Annotated in this window: 17 protein-coding genes; 11 read left to right on the top strand and 6 right to left on the bottom strand. The window is 40.2% G+C overall.

All coding sequences use genetic code 11. From position 1 onward, the window contains the following. Window positions 1–222: 222 nt before the first annotated feature. The 5 genes from V7L29_RS29575 to V7L29_RS29595 all read left to right on the top strand — a co-directional run bounded on the left by V7L29_RS29575 (window position 223) and on the right by V7L29_RS29595 (window position 5,312). Window positions 223–456: a hypothetical protein gene (locus tag V7L29_RS29575; protein WP_334737730.1), complete on the top strand. Its 234-nt coding sequence runs from the start codon at window positions 223–225 to the stop codon at window positions 454–456. A gap of 896 nt (window positions 457–1,352) precedes the next feature. Then, window positions 1,353–3,620 carry a GumC family protein gene (locus V7L29_RS29580; protein WP_334693947.1) on the top strand — a complete coding sequence of 756 codons (2,268 nt, stop codon included), beginning with the start codon at window positions 1,353–1,355 and terminating at the stop codon, window positions 3,618–3,620. A 241-nt stretch (window positions 3,621–3,861) separates the two neighbouring features. After that, entirely contained in the window at window positions 3,862–3,993 is a 132-nt protein-coding gene (locus tag V7L29_RS29585; RefSeq protein WP_334693929.1) for a hypothetical protein, read from the top strand. A 164-nt stretch (window positions 3,994–4,157) separates the two neighbouring features. After that, window positions 4,158–4,898 (top strand): hypothetical protein, encoded by a 741-nt coding sequence (locus V7L29_RS29590; protein WP_334693930.1) that lies wholly within the window; start codon window positions 4,158–4,160, stop codon window positions 4,896–4,898. Window positions 4,899–4,904: 6 nt separating this feature from the next. Then, the gene (locus V7L29_RS29595) at window positions 4,905–5,312 is read left to right on the top strand and encodes a thiamine pyrophosphate-dependent enzyme (RefSeq protein WP_334737758.1); all 408 of its coding nucleotides are present in this window, start codon (window positions 4,905–4,907) and stop codon (window positions 5,310–5,312) included. Window positions 5,313–5,714: 402 nt separating this feature from the next. Here V7L29_RS29595 and V7L29_RS29600 read toward each other — a convergent pair whose 3' ends face one another. Continuing rightward, window positions 5,715–7,070: a hemolysin family protein gene (locus V7L29_RS29600; RefSeq protein WP_334693931.1), complete on the bottom strand. Its 1,356-nt coding sequence runs from the start codon at window positions 7,068–7,070 to the stop codon at window positions 5,715–5,717. Window positions 7,071–7,474: 404 nt separating this feature from the next. Between V7L29_RS29600 and V7L29_RS29605 the strand changes: the two genes are divergently transcribed. Then, entirely contained in the window at window positions 7,475–8,530 is a 1,056-nt protein-coding gene (locus tag V7L29_RS29605) for a M28 family peptidase (RefSeq protein WP_334737731.1), read from the top strand. 250 nt (window positions 8,531–8,780) lie between these two features. Here the strand turns inward: V7L29_RS29605 and V7L29_RS29610 are convergent, their stop codons facing one another. Together V7L29_RS29610 and V7L29_RS29615 are read right to left on the bottom strand one after the other, a co-directional pair. Continuing rightward, entirely contained in the window at window positions 8,781–9,233 is a 453-nt protein-coding gene (locus tag V7L29_RS29610) for a hypothetical protein (RefSeq protein ID WP_334737732.1), read from the bottom strand. Between the two features lie 294 nt (window positions 9,234–9,527). Then, window positions 9,528–9,749: a hypothetical protein gene (locus V7L29_RS29615; RefSeq protein ID WP_334737733.1), complete on the bottom strand. Its 222-nt coding sequence runs from the start codon at window positions 9,747–9,749 to the stop codon at window positions 9,528–9,530. A gap of 126 nt (window positions 9,750–9,875) precedes the next feature. Here V7L29_RS29615 and V7L29_RS29620 point away from each other — a divergent pair, with 126 nt between their 5' ends. From V7L29_RS29620 to V7L29_RS29640, 5 genes are all read left to right on the top strand, one after another. Next, window positions 9,876–11,522, top strand: coding sequence for an alpha/beta hydrolase (locus V7L29_RS29620; RefSeq protein ID WP_334737734.1), 1,647 nt, complete (start codon window positions 9,876–9,878; stop codon window positions 11,520–11,522). A 68-nt stretch (window positions 11,523–11,590) separates the two neighbouring features. Next, window positions 11,591–11,776: a hypothetical protein gene (locus V7L29_RS29625; RefSeq protein WP_334693935.1), complete on the top strand. Its 186-nt coding sequence runs from the start codon at window positions 11,591–11,593 to the stop codon at window positions 11,774–11,776. An 844-nt stretch (window positions 11,777–12,620) separates the two neighbouring features. Continuing rightward, window positions 12,621–13,334, top strand: coding sequence for a DUF6875 domain-containing protein (locus V7L29_RS29630; protein ID WP_334693936.1), 714 nt, complete (start codon window positions 12,621–12,623; stop codon window positions 13,332–13,334). A 315-nt stretch (window positions 13,335–13,649) separates the two neighbouring features. Further along, window positions 13,650–13,844 (top strand): hypothetical protein, encoded by a 195-nt coding sequence (locus tag V7L29_RS29635; RefSeq protein ID WP_334737735.1) that lies wholly within the window; start codon window positions 13,650–13,652, stop codon window positions 13,842–13,844. Between the two features lie 983 nt (window positions 13,845–14,827). After that, entirely contained in the window at window positions 14,828–15,031 is a 204-nt protein-coding gene (locus tag V7L29_RS29640) for a CopG family transcriptional regulator (protein WP_334693938.1), read from the top strand. A gap of 40 nt (window positions 15,032–15,071) precedes the next feature. On the opposite strand, the gene cls is transcribed toward V7L29_RS29640, so the two are convergent. The 3 genes from cls to aqpZ all read right to left on the bottom strand — a co-directional run bounded on the left by cls (window position 15,072) and on the right by aqpZ (window position 18,171). Next, the gene (gene cls / locus V7L29_RS29645; RefSeq protein WP_334737736.1) at window positions 15,072–16,514 is read right to left on the bottom strand and encodes a cardiolipin synthase; all 1,443 of its coding nucleotides are present in this window, start codon (window positions 16,512–16,514) and stop codon (window positions 15,072–15,074) included. A 1-nt stretch (window position 16,515) separates the two neighbouring features. Then, entirely contained in the window at window positions 16,516–17,361 is an 846-nt protein-coding gene (locus V7L29_RS29650) for an endonuclease/exonuclease/phosphatase family protein (RefSeq protein ID WP_334737737.1), read from the bottom strand. A 111-nt stretch (window positions 17,362–17,472) separates the two neighbouring features. Next, the gene (aqpZ, locus tag V7L29_RS29655) at window positions 17,473–18,171 is read right to left on the bottom strand and encodes an aquaporin Z (RefSeq protein ID WP_334737738.1); all 699 of its coding nucleotides are present in this window, start codon (window positions 18,169–18,171) and stop codon (window positions 17,473–17,475) included. Window positions 18,172–18,568 lie beyond the last annotated feature (397 nt).

The raw sequence follows: 18,568 nt of genomic DNA on the forward strand, positions 1-18,568 counted from the left end.
AGAAAAATGCTTGTCTCTTCACTCAATGTTTGAAGGTTAAAGCTATATATTAAAGTCTCACTGAGCGTAAAAAATTAAAACAAAAAATCTAATTTATTGTCAGGACTGAAATGCTTTACCAAGAAATAATAAGGATGTCAGTCGTCAGAATAAAGCCCTGAATTTTGTCCGACTAGCGCATGAATAAAGGGGTTTAAAACCCCCACTAAATCTGTAGATTTAGTGGTCAACTTTCGTAGTGGTGGGTTTGTCTTGAAAAGTGACGCTCCTCTGTTACAAAGTTCTGATGCCTACGGCATAGCCCGCCGTAGGCTTTACGCTGCGCTAACAGTTCGCCTTTGGCGTTGCCGCAGGCATCGCCAAAAGCCGGCGCTCCGACTTTTCGCTGAATCCCCCATTGATAGCGCAGCCTCTTCTCTACGAGAGGCTACGCCAACGAGTCTGCGAGCGTCTTGATTCTGACTCCTGAATTCTTCTTTAATTTGGGGCACTACGCACGGGAGCAACACGAAAAAGTGAGAACCAACAAATCTTGTCACGTTGTCACTTTAAAAACTTTTCTCAGCTAATAGCATCAGTAAAAACACTAAAAAAACGGTAATTTTGCCAGTTTCTTATCAAGAAAATTAGTTTATTGATAAGAAAAATCAAATCTCACAAAATCGCGTTGCTCCCTTATGCACCCTGTGGCAAAGCTTTTCTCCGATAAGCTACTTAAATGTTAATATTAATATTCTACGTATAATTACATAAAGTTTATGAACAATATATTTTATTCTAGACTTTATTTTGTTTTTTACATGTAATATATTTTGCCCAACACGCTATCATGTTTAAATTTTGAAGACCAAAACTTCATCAAAATATTATAAAAACTTAATCTTTAAAAAGAAAATTTTGCAAAATCTTTATAAAATCAATATTTTTAGGACTTATACACTGGATAAATTTATTAGTATATGCATACTACTATAACGAATATAGGGCGTTTCAGGCTTCTCTCAATTATCCTTTGATAAGTAATTCAGGCATAACCGAACCCTGCTATCACTGGAAAAACGTCGATAAATCAAGTTTGAATAGCTGAAAATTGTATTGGATATTTGGTATTTTTTGTCAATGTTTAAATTCTATTGTTATACTTTGGGTGAGCAGATAACAAAAGTTATAATTTTACAAAATCCTTACGTAGTCAATTTAAGGATAAATACTGAGTCTTAATCAAAGATAATCTCAACTAAATATTCTTATATTTGGTATATATTGTTGCTTATCTTGCAAAAACCTAACTGAAACTTTCAAAAGCCTTTCTACTGTTCGTGTTCAGTGTATTACCAAGTATTAAACACATGATGCAGAATTATCCTTCTCAAAACTCAAGTTCTAATCGCAGTAATAACTCTGTGCCTTCATTCCCTGAAAATCAACCTGTTCGCTGGGCTGAAGAACAAGAAGACGACTGGAGCTTTCAAGAATTTCTAAGTATTTTACGGCGACGCTCGTTACTCATGGCAAGTGTAACGATTGCTGTGATGACACTTGTAGTGATTAACTTGGTGGTAAATCGGAAGCCCCCAGAATATGAAGGCAGTTTTCAACTGCTGGTAGAACCTGTAGAACCTGTAAATAATGACAGCAAAGTTATGGATGTTGTCAAAGACTTTAACCCACAGAAGTCTAGTCTAGATTATGAAAGCCAAATTCAGGTTCTTAAGAGTCCTGAACTGATGAAAAGCACTCTTAAACAGTTGCAAGCCTCTTATCCAGAAATCAACTATTATTCTCTTCTCGAATCTCTGAAGATTAATCGGTTAGGAGAAACCAAGATTATAGAAGTTCGTTATCAAAGTAGCAATCCAAAGCAGACTCAAGTTGTACTAGAGCGAATAGCAGAAAATTACTTAGACTATAGTCAAGTAAAGAGGCAAACCCAATTACGTCAGGGAGTTCAGTTTGTTGAAAAACAACTGCCATTTATACAAAATCGGGTCGATCAGATCCAAAAAGAATTGCAACTTTTTCGACAAAAGTACAATTTTAACGACCCAGAAACCCAAGTAACGCAAATTGCTTCACAAACTGTTGATTTTTTTCAACAAAAACAAGCAATTGATCTACAGTTAGCCCAAGCTCGTGCTAATTTGGCTATCCTACAAGGAAAAGATGGAGTAACGACAACGCTGAATAATGCTATCCTACAAGGAAAAGATGGAGTAACGACAACGCTGAATAATGCTATCCCACAAGAACAAAATGGATCAACGACAACGCTGAATAATGCTCCTTTGTATCAACAGTTGATTACTCAAATACGCCAATTTGATGTTCAGATTGCTACAGAATCAACTCGTTTGCAAGAAGAGAATCCAATCATCCAAACATTGAAAGAGAAACGAGCTAGTCTTTTACCTTTGCTACGTCAAGAGGAAAAGCGCTTATTAGATGTAAAGTTTGCCGAAGTGGCGACACAGCTTCAAACCTTAGAAGTAAAAAACCAAGAACTTGCCAAAATCGAACAAAAACTTGCACAAAAACGCGAGCAGCTGCCAGTTTTAGCACGACAATACGTTGATTTACAGCGGAGATTACAGATTGCTACTGAAAGTTTAAATCGATTTCTCTCAACCCGCGAAAATATCCAAATTGAAATCTCCCAATCAGATATTGGCTGGCAATTACTTCAAGTACCAACTACCCTAGATACTCCTATTTATTCTTTTTCTACTCAACGCAATTTTATACTGGGATTAGTTGCAAGTATCCTCTCAGGAATTGGTATTGTCTTACTTGTAGAAAAGCTAGATAATACCTACCATACTGTTGATGAACTGAAAAAAAAGGTCAAACAGCCATTGTTAGGAAATATTCCTTTTGAAAAGCAAGTTACAACTAAGAAAAACCGCACTCTTAATCAGAAAGTTACCTTAGCAAATATACAAAATTCTCTTTCTCAGGGAGTTGCTGGGTTGGCTGTTTTACCAGATCATGAGTATGATTATTTTTCTACCAACTTTTCAGAATCTTTACGGGTACTTTATAGCAATATTCAACTACTCAGTTCCGATCACCCGATTCGTTCTATAGTTATTAGTTCAGCTATGGCTGGTGATGGTAAGTCTACAGTTGCCCTCCATCTAGCTAAAATAGCTACAGCAATGGGGCAACGAGTCCTACTTGTAGATGCTGATCTTCGTAAACCCACAATTCACGACCGAGCAGCTTTAAATAATCTATGGGGACTAAGTAATTTAATTTCTACAAACTTGCCAGTGGGAGAAGTAATGCGACAACTACCTTCCATGAGTCAATTATCTATAATCACAGCTGGCCCAATACCACCCGATCCCACAAAGTTGCTTTCATCTCAAAAAATGAAGCAACTAATGGCAGATTTCCATAACAGTTTTGACCTAGTGATTTATGATGTCCCTCCCTTGGTGGGATTAGCTGATGCTAGCCTGATAGTACCCCATACTGATGGGCTTTTGATAGTAGTCAGGATTGAGAAAACAAATTCCTCGATGTTAAAAGTAGCTTTAGATAATCTGAAAATTTCTCGGTTGAATATATTAGGTATAGTTGGTAATGCTCATAAAAGTACTACTAATAGTTATTATTAGCAAATAAATAGTCGCGTCAGCACTACCACTAGCTAACTACAACCAAAGTGCGTTGGCGCAGCCCGCCGCAGGCATCGCTTTTCTTCAAAATACTGCGTGGTAAGCACTAGGAGTTAAAGGCGAGAAGTTGCCAATTGCAGGCAATCGAATGACAGTTGACGAAATTGCCATGCTGTTAGCTCTCATAGGGGACGTGTAGTAACTGAACAGCTTGGCGCTTGCCAACCTTAGTTCGCAAATCATGGTTCAAGTTGAAGGGGCCATTGACAGTGCAGCGATCGCCCTAAGGTCAGACATCAGTTCCCCATCCCATAAGGATTTTCTTGAGATTTCCTGTTTGCGACACCGAATAGCCCGTCGTAGACATCGCTAGAAAGAGCAATTAGTTTAGATGTGTCTAAATCTATGTTTGCCCGAATGTATGAAAAGGTAACAGTGGCTCAAGCATATTTGACAACAGAGAATGCAACAGCAGAAATTGACAGAGTTTTAAGTATCTGTCTTCTCCATAAATTACCTGTTTAGATCTCCATACCTATGGATGTTGCTAAACATGAAGTGGCTATACCGTCTGATTTATTGATACCCTCTGTATTCCAAAGCGCAAATGCTACTTTAGTTGAAGCAGTTGATGTCTGTGTAACTATACTGGAGAAAGCCCAGAAACCAGTAATTCTTGCTGATGTTGGTGTGGATCGCTATCGCCTACATCAAGAATTGCGAGAGTTGCTGGCAGCTACCGGATACCCTTATGCCACCATGAACATGGGAAAAGGACTGCTGGAGGAAACGCACCCCCAATTTATCGGCATATATAATGGTGCTGCTAGTGAGGATTATGTGCAAAAACGTATTGAAGAGGCTGATTGTGTCTTGAGTATTGGTGCTTTGATGACTGATTTCAACACAGGAAAGTTTTCTGCCAAACTCGATCCAGGTCGAACTATTGAAGTGCATGGGCAGTATCTAAAGATTAAACGTGCGCGGTACAACAATGTAGCGATGCCAGATGTGTTATCTGCTTTAAGCAAACGCTTGCAGCGCCGTGATCCTCAAACCTTGGACTTCAAGTCTGCAATGGAGAATTTGGATGCTGGCTTCACGACTCCTTTCCAACCCAACACGGATGCAGTTATTACACAACGCCGTTTTTGGTATAGGCTAGCTCATTTCCTCAAAGAAGATGACATTATCGTTAGCGAGACTGGAACTTGTTTGTTTGGAGCCTCAGTAATTCCTTTGCCAAAGAGAAGCACCTTCGTTGGGCAAGTCCTTTGAGGTTCAATTGGCTATTCAGTTGGCTCATTACTTGGCTGTTGCGTCGCAGCGCCACAACGACGAGCTATTTTACTAGTAGGTGACGGTTCTTTTCAAATGACAGCACAAGAACTCTCAACTATATTACGCTATGACTTGAAGCCAATTATTTTTCTGATTAACAACGATGAATATACCATAGAGCGTGATATACACGGTGCAACCATGCCATATAACGACATTCAACGGTGGAATTATCACAAGCTCCATGAAATTTTTGCTAGTAATGGCTGGGGGATTAAAGTAAGCACGGAGTCTGAGCTAGAGTCGGCATTGCAAAAAGCCGAGCAAAATCGCGACCAACTTGCTTTCATTGAGGTCGTGATGGACAAAATGGACAGCCCAGAAGTTCTTTTGAAGATGTTGCAAAATTAGGGTATTTACCAGTAATAAAATGCCCTGCCATCGATGAAGCCTCGAAAGCGAAAGCGCCTAAATAATGGCTATAGTGGGTCTTACTTTTTAATAAAAGTTTTGCACCCGGAATGTGGCAGCTGTTGCATAATTACGCTTTGCCACATTCCTTAGCAGAAAAGGCATTTCCTATTTCATTTAATGGAGAAGCCACACCTGAGTGAAAAAATCTAAGTCAATATAGGGGAGCCGCCGTGTGGGCGGATTTCCCACGCCAGTCCGCACAACGGGGGGAAAATACGCAAGCGGCTGGCTCGACTTGAGCGGACTGGCGTTGTGTTACGGCGCTCTCTTACGCACCAAGAGAAGGTTTTGGTGCGTCCCGGCAGTGACAAATCGGAAATTGTTGCGGACTACTCGGAACTAAGCGGGTTTCTGGAGGTGCGCTGTGGTAGGCGGGTGCATTGGCACAACCAACACTTTATCTACTCGGTTTCCATCCATACTAACTACTTCAAAGCGTAGTCCCGCCCACTCAAAATGTTCAGCAAGTAGAGGAATATGTCCAAGCTGGTTCACGACAAATCCCCCTAAAGTTTGATAGTTGACCCCTGCTCCTGGTAACAACTTTATGATGTCTAAAATTTCTTTCAACTCGTCAATCGGCAACAGTCCATCTAACAACCAAGAACCATCCTCACGTTGCACCACATCGGGGTCAGCTAGCTCTTCACTGGTTGGGATATCACCTACTATTGCTTCTACAATATCAGTGATTGTAACCAGACCCTGTGTCACACCATATTCATCCACGATTAAAGCAAGGTGAGTACCAGATTTCTTAAATAAATCAAAGAGTTTCAAAGCCTTCATGCTTTCTGGCACATATAAAACTGGTTTTAATAAGGCTTGCAGTTCAATGAGTTTCGCTGGATTTTTGGCTAAAAATTCTTTGGTTTGCACGATACCTAATAAGTTATCAACGCTCTCTTGACCGACTGGAAAGAAAGAATGAATACTTTCGATGACTTGATTGCGGATTTTTGACAACGGGTGCTCAATGTCAAGCCAAACCATCTCTGTACGTGGTGTCATAAATGCACTGACTTGTCGCTCCCCAAGACTAAACACTCGCTCTACTACGTCTTGTTCGGCTTCTCCCAACAGACCCGCTTCATGGCTAGCCGCTACTAAAAGTTTCAATTCTTCAGTCGAATGAAGCAATTCTTCGCCACTTCCTGGTTCCAAGCCTATAAGCTGAAGAACGAAATTTCCCAAATTGTTCAAACCTTGGACAGCTGGGCGAAATATCGCTAAATATAGTTCTAAAAGATTGATTACCGCCAAGGCAGTTCTTTCCGTGCGTTGGAGTGCTATACTCTTGGGAGCCAATTCTCCCAAGACGATGTGGAGAGACGTGATGATTATGAAGGCAATCACTACTGATAAAGTATGAGCACTAGCTTGCGATAAAGATTTCGGCAGCCAGTGGAAAGCGGGTTCGACCAGTACAGCAATCGCTGGTTCTCCAAGCCAACCTAAGCCCAAGGAGGATATCGTAACGCCAAGTTGGGTAGCTGCTAGATAAGCGTCCAAGTTAGTCACTGCCCGTTGTAAAGCTTTCGCACGGGGATGGTCTTGTGCAACCAACTCCTCAACACGACTACGGCGAAGCGCAACTAAGGCAAATTCAGCTGCTACAAAGAATCCGTTGGCTAGCACCAAGAAAATCACGGATAGCAATTTGCCCGCAGTCAGCCAACTCAATGGATTGTTCATGACTATTTATTGTAGCCTTTCATCTCAATTACTACCGCTATTATTTTGTCCTAACTACTTGCTGCTGAACCATTTGTGATCAAAAATTTCCTAAAAGTCAGGACTTAGGCAAAATAATGAAAAAACGTAGACGCTTCCTCGGCTTGCCGCAGCGAAAAGTGTATCGCGTCGTTTCCCCCCGTTCTGTTAGCGCAGCCTAAAGTCTGAGCCGTTCGCGGAGCGTCTCGTAGAGAGGCTTCCTTGCAGCGCAAAGTCTGAGCCGTTCGCGGAGCGTCTCGTAGAGAGGCTTCCTTGGATCAGAACTTTGTAAGAGAGGAGCGTCACTTTTCAAGACAGGCTTTAGATTTAGGAATCATGCTTTGAAATTCGCGCTACCCTAAGTCTGGAAGCCAAGGATAAATGATATGAATAAATGGATTTGGCTGATGCTGTTGGTGCTAATGGCAGTTGCAGTGGTGGGTAGTAAGGGTAGCACGTTTTTTGAACAGCGTCCCTCACCGGCAATTGTTGAGCGCATTTCAGTGAAAACACCCCAACTACAGCCAGAATCAAAGGAAGTTAATAGTACCCTACAAGTGTCTACTGATAAGCTGTTAACCCATATCCAAAAGTTGAATTTTCAGCGCTACACAACAAAAGAGCGATCGCTTACTCGCACTTATATCACAACTGAATTGAGAAAATTAGGCTGGAACCCGAAATCGGAAAAGTTCTCCAACGGTGTGAATATTTTTGCCGAACGCCCAGGAACTAACAAAGCCGCTAAAGCAATTCTCGTAGCAGCGCATTACGATACTGTTGCCTTATCCCCTGGTGCTGATGATAACGCCAGTGGTGTAGCCGTGCTGCTGGAAGTAGCCCGGTTGCTCGGTTCCCATTCCACACCACGAACGTTACAGCTAGCTTTTTTTGACAAAGAGGAAGCAGGGCTTTTGGGTAGTCAGGCTTTCATTAGCAAGACACCACGCTTGCAAAACTTGGGTGGAGTGATCGTTATGGATATGGTAGGTTATGCATGTTACACTGCTGGGTGTCAGAAATATCCTGCCGGATTGCCTGTTAGCCCACCTAGCGACAAGGGCGACTTTTTGGCAGTAGTCGGTGATACAGAACATTTGCCTTTGCTGAATGCCTTTCAAAACTCACAGATGCTCCCCTCAACCGCCCTGAATAAACAGGAATCAAATCTACCACCAGTTCTAACACTACCAATTCCTTTTAAAGGTTTACTGACACCAGACACCCTACGCAGCGACCATGCACCATTTTGGTATCAGGGTGTGGGTGCTGTGCTGGTGACAGATACCGCAAATTTACGTACTCCGCACTATCATAAACCTAGCGATATTCCAGCGACTATCGAGCGATCGTTTTTCACAGGAGCAGCACAGATTGTGGTCAATGCTACTACTGCTTTGTTAGATAAAAACGAGGTTTTGGAAACTCAACCACCAAGCTGAGTAAATAATTCATAATACTCGCCTCCGGCGAGAAGCAAGCTACGTAATTCGTAATTAATCAATTCAGGGATAGAGTGATTTAATTTATTACAGCAGTTTTCATTTTTTTTGAACCACATATGTTGTATGGGCAGAGCAATGCTGTGCGCGTAGGGCGTAGTCTATTTACCTGAAAACATCTGTAATGAAAAAATAAATTTCTTCATTACTTTGCCTACGGCACGCTGCACAAACAGGCATGGGGCTATAATTACGAATTATGTTGACCAACTTTTAGTTCGGGGAAAGTCAACGTCCAGTTCTGTTTATCATTGATCTGAAAGTACAAACCTTGGAGAATGAGCCGCAGAGCTATTCGAGTTCTAATAAACTTTCTCACCAAATAAGTCCCTGGTTCAGCAAAGATATCATTAAAGTTTTTTTTCTGACTAAATTGTTTTGAACAGTAACTGCCAGCACCTTGGACTGTTAATACAAAAAATGGAGCTTGTTTGTATTCATTAGGAATCATGAAGATTCCATATACATGATGACGACCACGCCACGGCTGAACAATAACCTTAGTAGCATGTACTTGGAATTTTGTAGTTTTTGATGCAAGAATTGCCTCGAAATTGCAATCAGAATCATTCACAGGCCACCACAGTGTAATAATAGTTAAGGAGAGCAGCAAAATCAAAATATAGCGGAGTCTGCGATGCATAAAGCCAAGAAAAATTGTTGAGGCGGCGGGGAGAATTTGATGAGTGATGATAGTGCAGCTACAGCAGTAAGACTATCCACCTGCAACACCTCTGCAACACCTTCTAAAGGGCAAAGACAAAACATTAAGCGATGGGTTAAACTTTCCTGTCAAAAAAAATTGCAGTCAAGACATCAGCCCACAAAAAGTGCAAATTGTAGATGCGTAGTTTACTGCCGCAGGCATCGCTTACCCTGTTCTAGAGCTTTGTCACAGTATTAAACTAGCTGAGAAACAATCGGGCTTTTGTGGCTGTTAACACTGATTTATGCTCAAATTTTTAGCTGTGATGAATTCTACAATTTGTTGCTTTTGTGATGCTTTTGATGTAACTCTGTTCGCATCTGCTGATGCTTTGAGGAGATTAGGGCGACGCCGATAGTGTACCCCTACTCTTAAGCAAGCTAGCAAGAGCGTCTCGTAGAGAAGCTCTCTTCGAGTCTTGTCTGCGACACGCTGTTCACGTTCGAGCGTCATAGCCCGTCGTAGACATCGCCATCAAGTTCAAGAAAAAATATGCTTTGATTTTTAGGCAATTAATGGAGTAGTCAAATACACAAATATTAGTTATATTCCCGTAAGTAACAAATGGTATAAAAGTTTATGGCAATAAGTTGGAGAAGTCTTAAGACAGTTGCAGGTTTGTTTGGCGCAATTGTACTTACACAGTTCGGGGCAAATACTTCGGCTATTGCGGCTGACACAGTTGTTGTGCGTTTAGGTTTATTTACAGAATCAATCTCCCTTGCTGAGTTGCAAAAGGCTACAAAAACTGGGGAATTGCCTAGAAGTTTGAAGCCTTACACTAAAGGATTATCTGAACAACAACGCCGCTTTCTCTTGGGGGCGCTGGGCATGAATATACCAATGAATGTTGTCACAGTTGATAGGTTAGTTAATACCCAGATTGGTACAACTATTCTCAATGACTTTGCTACGGTCTTAGCCCGAAAGGACAAAGCTGGGGTACAAGCACTCAGAGCAGGATTGGTATTAGGCTCTATTGCACCGCAGGGTCTTTCTGTACTGAGTTTTATCGCTGCTTATCCCAGTAAACGCCTAGAAATTAATTTGCCACAGGCTTTTATAGTTGCAGGAAGTTTGAATACAGCTTTTTGGCGTACCCAGCAATTTATGCTAACCATCGCTCCCCAACTCGACCACAAAACACCGCAGATTGCTTTCCCTTTTGACCCTAGCCAACCAGGAAGCGCTCAAGTACAAATACTCAAATTAGACTGGAATGACCAAAAGCGTAACCGTAATATTCCAGTTGATATTTACTGGTCAACTGCTGCAACTGCCAATAAACCCGTAATTGTCTTTTCTCACGGTTTCGCGTCAGTCCGCACAGACTTGCGTTACCTAGCAGAACATTTAGCATCCCACGGTTATGTAGTAGCAACTTTAGAACATCCCGGTAGTAACCAGGCAAATACTAACTCAGCATTACAAGGCAAAACCAGAGTTATGAAGCCTCAGGAGTTTTTGGATCGTCCTCAAGATATTAGTTTTGTCCTCGACGAATTAGAAAAGCTCAACCAAACGGCTAATCATCCGTTGCAAGGGAAACTTGCAACCACGAACGCGATGGTCATTGGCCATTCTTTTGGTGGTGGTACAGCTTTAGAAGTTGCTGGAGCCGAGTTACAACTAGAACGACTAAAACAACGCTGTAAAAAGAGCTTGTCTATCTTCAGTGAGGGAGAAATTATGCAGTGCATTGCTCAAGAACTGCCAGAAAATACCTATCAACTACGGGATACCAGAATAAAACAGGCGATCGCTCTCAATCCTACAACTTCTCTGATGTTTGGCGAAACTGGGTTAACTAAGGTGCAAGTTCCTACTTTAGTGTTAGCAAGTTCCGCAGATAAAACCACCCCAGCTTTAACTGAACAGATTGTGGGATTTGACAAAATCCCATCCCCCAAATGGCTAGTTGGTATAGTTGGGGGTACTCATCTGAGTGTAAAAGACCCCAGTAAGACTTTGGATCAGATAGGACAACCAAATACACCGATTAGTGGCGGTGAAGTTGTGGGTGAACAAGCAGCAGATGTTCGCAAGTATGTTAAAGCTATAGCTTTGGCGTTTGCTGCACAGATGACTCCAGAAGCTAAAAACTACGCTATCTTTCTGACATCAGATTATGCCCAGTTTGCTTCGACTGCGGCATTTCCATTCCGCCTAATTACACAGATTCCCCCTGATGCTATGGCAGTGGTGAAAGAATTTGTTGAGAAATAAGGGACTGACAATTAAAAAAATATCCAATTTTGTAAGGGAGCTAGTGCGTTGCTAGAGTTGTCGGAGCGGTGGTTTCCGTTAAAGCTATAGCTTTGGCGTTTGCTGCACAAATGACTCCAGAAGCTAAAAACTACGCTATCTTTCTGACATCAGATTATGCCGAGTTTACTTCGACTGCGGCATTTCCATTTCGCCTAATTACACAGATTCCTTCTGATGCTATGGCAGTAGTGAAAGAATTTGTTGAAAAATAAGGGACTGACAATTAAAAAAATATCCAATTTTGTAAAGGAGGCAGTGCGTTGCCAGAGTTGTGGGAGCGAAGGTTTCCTGACTTCATTCATGTGGGCTACTGACTCAATGTCTGACTAGAGGTAGAGCTTCTAATCAGCCATTCCCATGCAGAGGCTGGGAACGAGAACTTATTCCAACAACAAATTTTTACGCCAACCTATTTAAATAATATACAGCTTATAAATTTGAACTTAATTTTTGATATTTTTCTTAGATAAAATTATATCGACTTGATATTAAACCTATAATTGCTGTTCAATAAATCCTAAAGTTTTATAATAAAAATAACTATTCAAACATAAAATTTACCTTGAAAAGATTATACTAGCTTGATATTAAATGTATAATTGCTGTTAATTAATTACTAAACTTTTACAGAAAAATAACTATTTATAGTTAAACCTTGAATTTACCTATAAAAAATTATACTAACTTGATATTAAGCCTATAGTTGCTGTTAGGTCATTACTAAATTTTTACAGTAAAAATAACCATTTAAACATAAACTTTATAATATTCTTCTTAAAAATAATAGAAACTTAAAAGTGTAAAATAAAATAGGAGCATCTGCTGAATAATACATACGTATTCTAGCTAAAATGCCAAGAATAAATGAACATAAGTTGCTTATTGCAAAAATATGTTTGTGTATATCTTGGCGTGAATTTATTTAAATTCACAAAAATGCTCTAGCATTTTTATCTGCTATAAGCCACAGATGAACCCAAAATAAAAATTATCAAAGCTGGTTTTATTTTCTTAGATAATAATTAGTTTAAAAAAGATAATTTTGTAAAACTAGTTTTGGATTTTGAATTAAACAATTATTCCATTTCACTCAAGCTCATGCAACTCTATACAACTCTTGAAATCGAACAGCAATATAAAGACCTTCTTTGCTTAATTGAAATTATGGAGTGGGTAAAAAAGTTTTTAGGAAGGCCTCATCCTAACTTAGGAAGACCCGGTGTAGTTTGCCCTTTTGTACCTTTTGCTCTCAAGTCAAACAGTATTCGTCTGGCAGTTATTCACACAAAAAATTTGTATCCAGAGGAAATAGAAGAGATTGTTATCCGCTACCGAGATATATTTCTTGATATGGAAGTTCAACAGCCGGAATTAGCAATCAATAAAGCTTTTTTACTTATATTTCCTGATATCCATATAGAAGACACTTCTGAACTAATAGATGGTGTCCAACAAAAACTTAAACCTTTGTTTGTTGAGTCAGGACTGATGATAGGAGAATTTCATAAACGTAATGAAAGTCCTGGTCTGCACAACCCAAATTTTCGTCCACTTCGTAGCCCTATCCCTTTGTTGGCTATCCGATTTATGGTTGAACTTGACCTCCCCTTTCTTCAGAATCCGGCTGATCCACGCTTACGTATTCGGTATCTGGAAGCTTATTTAAAGTATTTTGGTAATAAATTTACAGATGAAACAAAGTTTAAAAATGCTCATCAAGCATTGGCTTTAGCGAAAGAACAACTTAAAGACCAAAATTTGGTATATTAGAATATAAAAAATTCAGGAGTTAGAAGTTAGGAGTTAGGAGTAAAATTTGCTCTATATCTGGCTCTAGAGTTGAAAAGGTGTACCTCATTAAGTATTCCTGTAATCATTTCACTTCTTCAAAGTCAAACTTAGAGGCTTGTATCTTCTCGGCTGTTTGATGATTTTCTGGGGTTAACTCAGGTGATGACTGAGTATTTACCGTAAATTAAAGGGTTTAAGACCCGCAACGCGATCATCTTAGGTATCTGGTGTCATTTGAATAAGGAAAATGGTAGAGTTAAGAGCGATCGCTACTTTGAAAAATGTAAATAAGATATGGCTGACCAAAAAGATAAAGCTCAAGAAAAAAACCGCCTTGAACAGCTTCAAGAAGAACAAGGGAAGACGGATTCTAAACACTCAGGGGGTGCTGGCGCTTCTGGTGGCAACTCAGGTGCAGGTAAATCTGGCACATCAAAAATTTCTGCCACTGGTACACCTGATGATATCGAAAAAATTGATCACGAGTAAAGCTGACTCCGACGAGTCAAGGTTTAACTGCGTCGGCTCTCATTAGTAACTCAACTTAACAATGGTGGATTAAATACCTTATTATTTAGTCCACATAAGCTTTCGCAACGCGATCGTCAAAAGGCGCACCGGAAAGTTAAGTAATGTTCAGCGCGGTGCAATATTTGTGAGACTTGGGGAGCGATCGCAGCTACCCTAATTCCATAAGGATAAAAATATTACAAGGTACTACGTAAATAGTTACCCAAATCACAGTACCTATTTTGATAGTCCAAATTTTCCCTTTCCCTTTCTTCAGTAAAAACTCAGTCGTTGTTAAAGGAAGATGAAGATATACATAAAATGTATAATCATCTGAGATAACAGTAAGAGGATTGTAAAATCTCAATTCACACTAGTACAGCACAGCGTAAATAAGCAGACTATTGAAAAGCCCTAAAGAGCTTATTCCATAATACTTTTGAATGAGTGACTTTTGACTTTTGACTTCCGCCTTGCGGTACTAGTATGCCACGGCGTAAATAGCGCAAAGTCGAGCCAGTCCGTTGGTGGGGTTCCCCCACTTAAAGCAACTGGCGTTGAGCGGTGGTTCCCGCCGATAGCGCAGCGTAAAGCCTTCTCTTCTCTTTCAGAGACGAAGACAGCGAACGAGAGGCTTGTCTGCGACACGCTGTTCGCGAACGCCAACGGCATAGCTTCTCTACGAGACGCTACGCGTAGCGTCTCGTAGAGAGCGTCTGCATGCGGCAACGCCAAAAAGGCTACTACTAAAACAGCAATGACAACGAAGATGTAGAAAATCGTGGTTCTAATTTTGGGCAATCTTCGGGAATTACTGTTGTGGTTTTGAGGCATAGTAGAGGTGAAAAACTAATAATCAATTTTAGGCTAAAGCTGAAAATGTCGCTGAAATATAGGATTAAAACCATTGCCAAAGTGCTTTGTAAGTTTAATTTCTCTTTCTTTGATTAATAGAGCAAGTCATGAACAAAAAATGGGCTATCAAACGAATCACGATAAATCTCGCATCAACTGAGAGCGAAAAACTTGAACGATATTGTGCAAGCACAGGCAGACTAGCAACTGATGTCATTCGGGAGTTAATTCGCTCTCTTGAAGTAACTCATCCTGAAGCATTTGAACATTCTGCACCCATGAAGGCTAGCTCTGTTACTCATGCACCATAGCCAGTTCGTATATATTAGAGGTAGGGACAATTATTAGTGATTAAAGTAAAGGAGTCAGCAATCGAGAGACTCTTACAGCTAACTTAAACCAAAAAGGTTTTTTATCGTACTCATCAAGATCAACAGCAACACAGACAGCTAAATCATCCTCTAACATCTTTTTCACACTTTGGACAAACCGAGGCTCGGTAACAAAACCCATAACTTCAAAGTTTAGTGAAAAAGAGCGACTATCTAAGTTAACAGTTCCTACCCCTGCTATATTCTCATCAATGACTATAATTTTCTGGTGCATAAACCCATTTTTGTAACGATACAGCTTGATACCGATTTTTTCCATTTCGGTGTAGTAAGAGAAGGAACATAAATAAACAAATAAATGATCGGGTCGGTTTGGTAAGAGAATTCGCACATCTACACCTCGCATAGCTGCCAGTTTTAAGGCTGACAATGTTGCCTCGTCCGGCACAAAGTATGGACTAGCAATCCAGAGGTGAGTTTGAGCTTGATTAATTAGTTCGACGAAAAAAAGCTTACAAGTTGGTAGTGTATCTGCGGGGCCTGTAGGAAGAATGAATACAGTTTGATTAGTTTCCTGATTAATTTTTACCTGCCAATTAACTTCAAGAAGTTTTCGAGTCGCCCAATACCAATCTCGCAAAAAAGAGTTTTGTAGGCTTTGTACAGTTGGGCCTTCGAGCATCATGTGGGTGTCGCGCCAGGGACTCAAGCGAGGATTTTTTCCTAAATATTCGTCACCAATATTCAGTCCACCTACAAATGCTATTTCTCCATCCACCACCAGAATTTTGCGATGATTGCGAAAATTATATTGGAGCCGATTACCCTGACCTTGGGTAGTGTTAAATGCACTTACTGCAATTCCATGCTGTTGTAGAGACTCGATATAAGGGCGAGATAGTTTCTTGGAACCAATTTCATCGTATAGAAAGTAGATGTTTATTCCTTCCTTGGCTTTAGCAATCAATGCTTCTTTAAACTGATTACCAGCTTGGTCATCGTTAACAGTATAGAATTGGAACAAAATATAATTTGTCGCCAGTGCAATCTTTTTCAGCATCGCTTCAAAGGTTTGCTGACCATCAATCAGTAATTCGGCAGCATTGCCTGATGTGAAAGGAATTTCTGTAAAAGCCTCCGCTAATGGTTGCAACTCGGCTAGATTATCTGGTGGTGCAACCTGAAATTTAGTAATTTCACTATAAATCGGCTGAATAAGGTTGTAGTGTTGTGCATAGACTGAGCGCAGTGTTTCAGCATATCCATGAAATTTAGTCCTTCCTAAAATCCAATACAACGGAATCGCTAGCCAGGGAAAGGTAATTAGAGAAATACTCCAGGCAATTGCCCCTTGAGAAGAACGCACATTCATCACTGCATGGGCTGCATGTGCAACTCCCACTAGATGAACAACAACTGTAGCTGTGCTAAAAATAGCTAGAACACCAGCATCTACAAGCATCTTAGTTTTTTTGAATATTGGTATAAGTAAATTCTGCCAGCAATGGCTTATGATCGGATGAACAAATTTGGTCTAGCACCTTAGCACTGGCTTTTTTCGCACTGATATCTCGATAGAAGATATGATCTAAAGGGGGTGATAACAGGAAGCGTTTAATTTTCTCCTTCTCATCAGGTGCGAAAATTACAGGCGTTAATCCTAATTGTGTTGTTACTTGATTGAGGATAACTGCTCTTTTTCGACTCCAAGTATTGAAATCTCCTGAAAATATTAGTGGACCACGATGTATAGATAATATTAGTTCTAATTCATTTAGTTGTGTTTTAAATTTATTTAAATCTACAAAATTGATTAGATGACTATTGATTGTCAGAAGAGTTGTGCTTTTATCAGATAGCAGATACTCAGTAACTAAAGAAATTTTAGGAGTTTTAACAATCGGCTCATAATGTTTAGTAGTTATAACTTTTTTGGTGAGTGGACTGATTGTAGATGCTGTGAAAATCCCCGAATAGGTTTGATGATGAATATCTACAAAGCTAGGAGCAAAAGTCCAATTCATTTTTAGCCATTTTGGCAATTCATCTGCTTCTAACTTGAGAGAAAATTCTTGTAGAAATATGAGGTTTGGTTGATAAGTTTCAATGATGTTTGAAAAATCTTTTAACCAAGTGTTATTATAGTTTTGTTTAGCAATATTCCAACTGAGAACTTGAATTGATTTACTATTAATTTCTGTTTGGAGTGAATTATCTTTATCAATTGTGAGTTCTTGTAAACGAAGAAATCTATAACCCGGAACAAATTTTGTAAAGAGAGTGTTTACGTGTTCTTGAATATTAGGCATTACTAATATTAAAATGGATTTATTCTAGCTTAACGCTATTGAACAGTCGTTACACAATTAGAGACTTCCAAAGAATAAAGTACTCACTAATTGGTAATCATAATCATTGTATTAGATGTCTGGTTCTTGCAGCCATCGGGCGACCATACCCGCCAAAACTCCACCAAAAATTGGAAACACAATGAAAATCCAAAGGTCAGCCAATGCCCAACCGCGAGTAAATATAGCTGTGGCTAGCGATCGCACGGGATTGACGCTGGCGTTTGTCACAGGAATGAGGATCAGATGCGCCAAGGTCAGCCCGAAACCGATGGGGATGGGTGCAGACCGCTTCAGAGCAGGAGAAGATGTGACGCTCAAAATCAGCAGCACAAAACCACAGGTAACAGTGAATTCAGCTAATGCACAAGCCCACCAGCTATAGTTACCAGGGGAGTGAATTCCCACCCCATTAGAACCAAAGTTAGCTGTTGTAAACTCCGGCTTGCCCATGCAAATCAAAAACAGGATAGTAGTCCCCCAAATTCCGCCGAGAACCTGACTGCCGATATACGGTAAAACGTCTTTAGAAGAAAACTGCTTGGCTACCCAAAAACCAATTGTGACTGCGGGGTTGATGTGACATCCGCTTATAGAGCCAAAAGTATAGGCAGCAGTCAACAAACTTAAGCCAAAAGCGATCGCCACCCCAGTAACTCCAACCCAAGGTATTGCACCAGAGATCACCGCAGTACCCACGCCCATCAGCACCAACCAAGCTGTACCTAGAGCTTCCGCCAAACATCGTTTTGCTAAAGAGTAACGATTCATTCATCAGAAATGCCATAAATGACTAGACGTGATTGATATTTGTACACATTAGCCGAATCAGACTAAGAGGTTGTCTCTAAAGAAATGTAAAGAAAGTAAAGTAAGGCGATCACTATTAGAGGCTGTTTGTAAATGATTATGAAGTGGACAAATAAGACTTTGCCAGTCGTTTCAACATTAAACGAATCATCACTGTGTAAATCATAGACTCGCTCATTTCTGGTAAAAGTTCATAATCCTTAATCAAGCGACGATATGGATTCCACCATCCAATCACCGCGTTACTGCTTTTTACATTTCTTTAGAAACAGCCTCTAAACTAATGCTCGACTTTAACACTTTAATTGAATTCTCAAGCACTTACTGCATTGAGATTTGTACCTTTCCCTATTCGCTA

The organism is Nostoc sp. (assembly GCF_036916575.1).
GTDB lineage: Bacteria > Cyanobacteriota > Cyanobacteriia > Cyanobacteriales > Nostocaceae > Nostoc.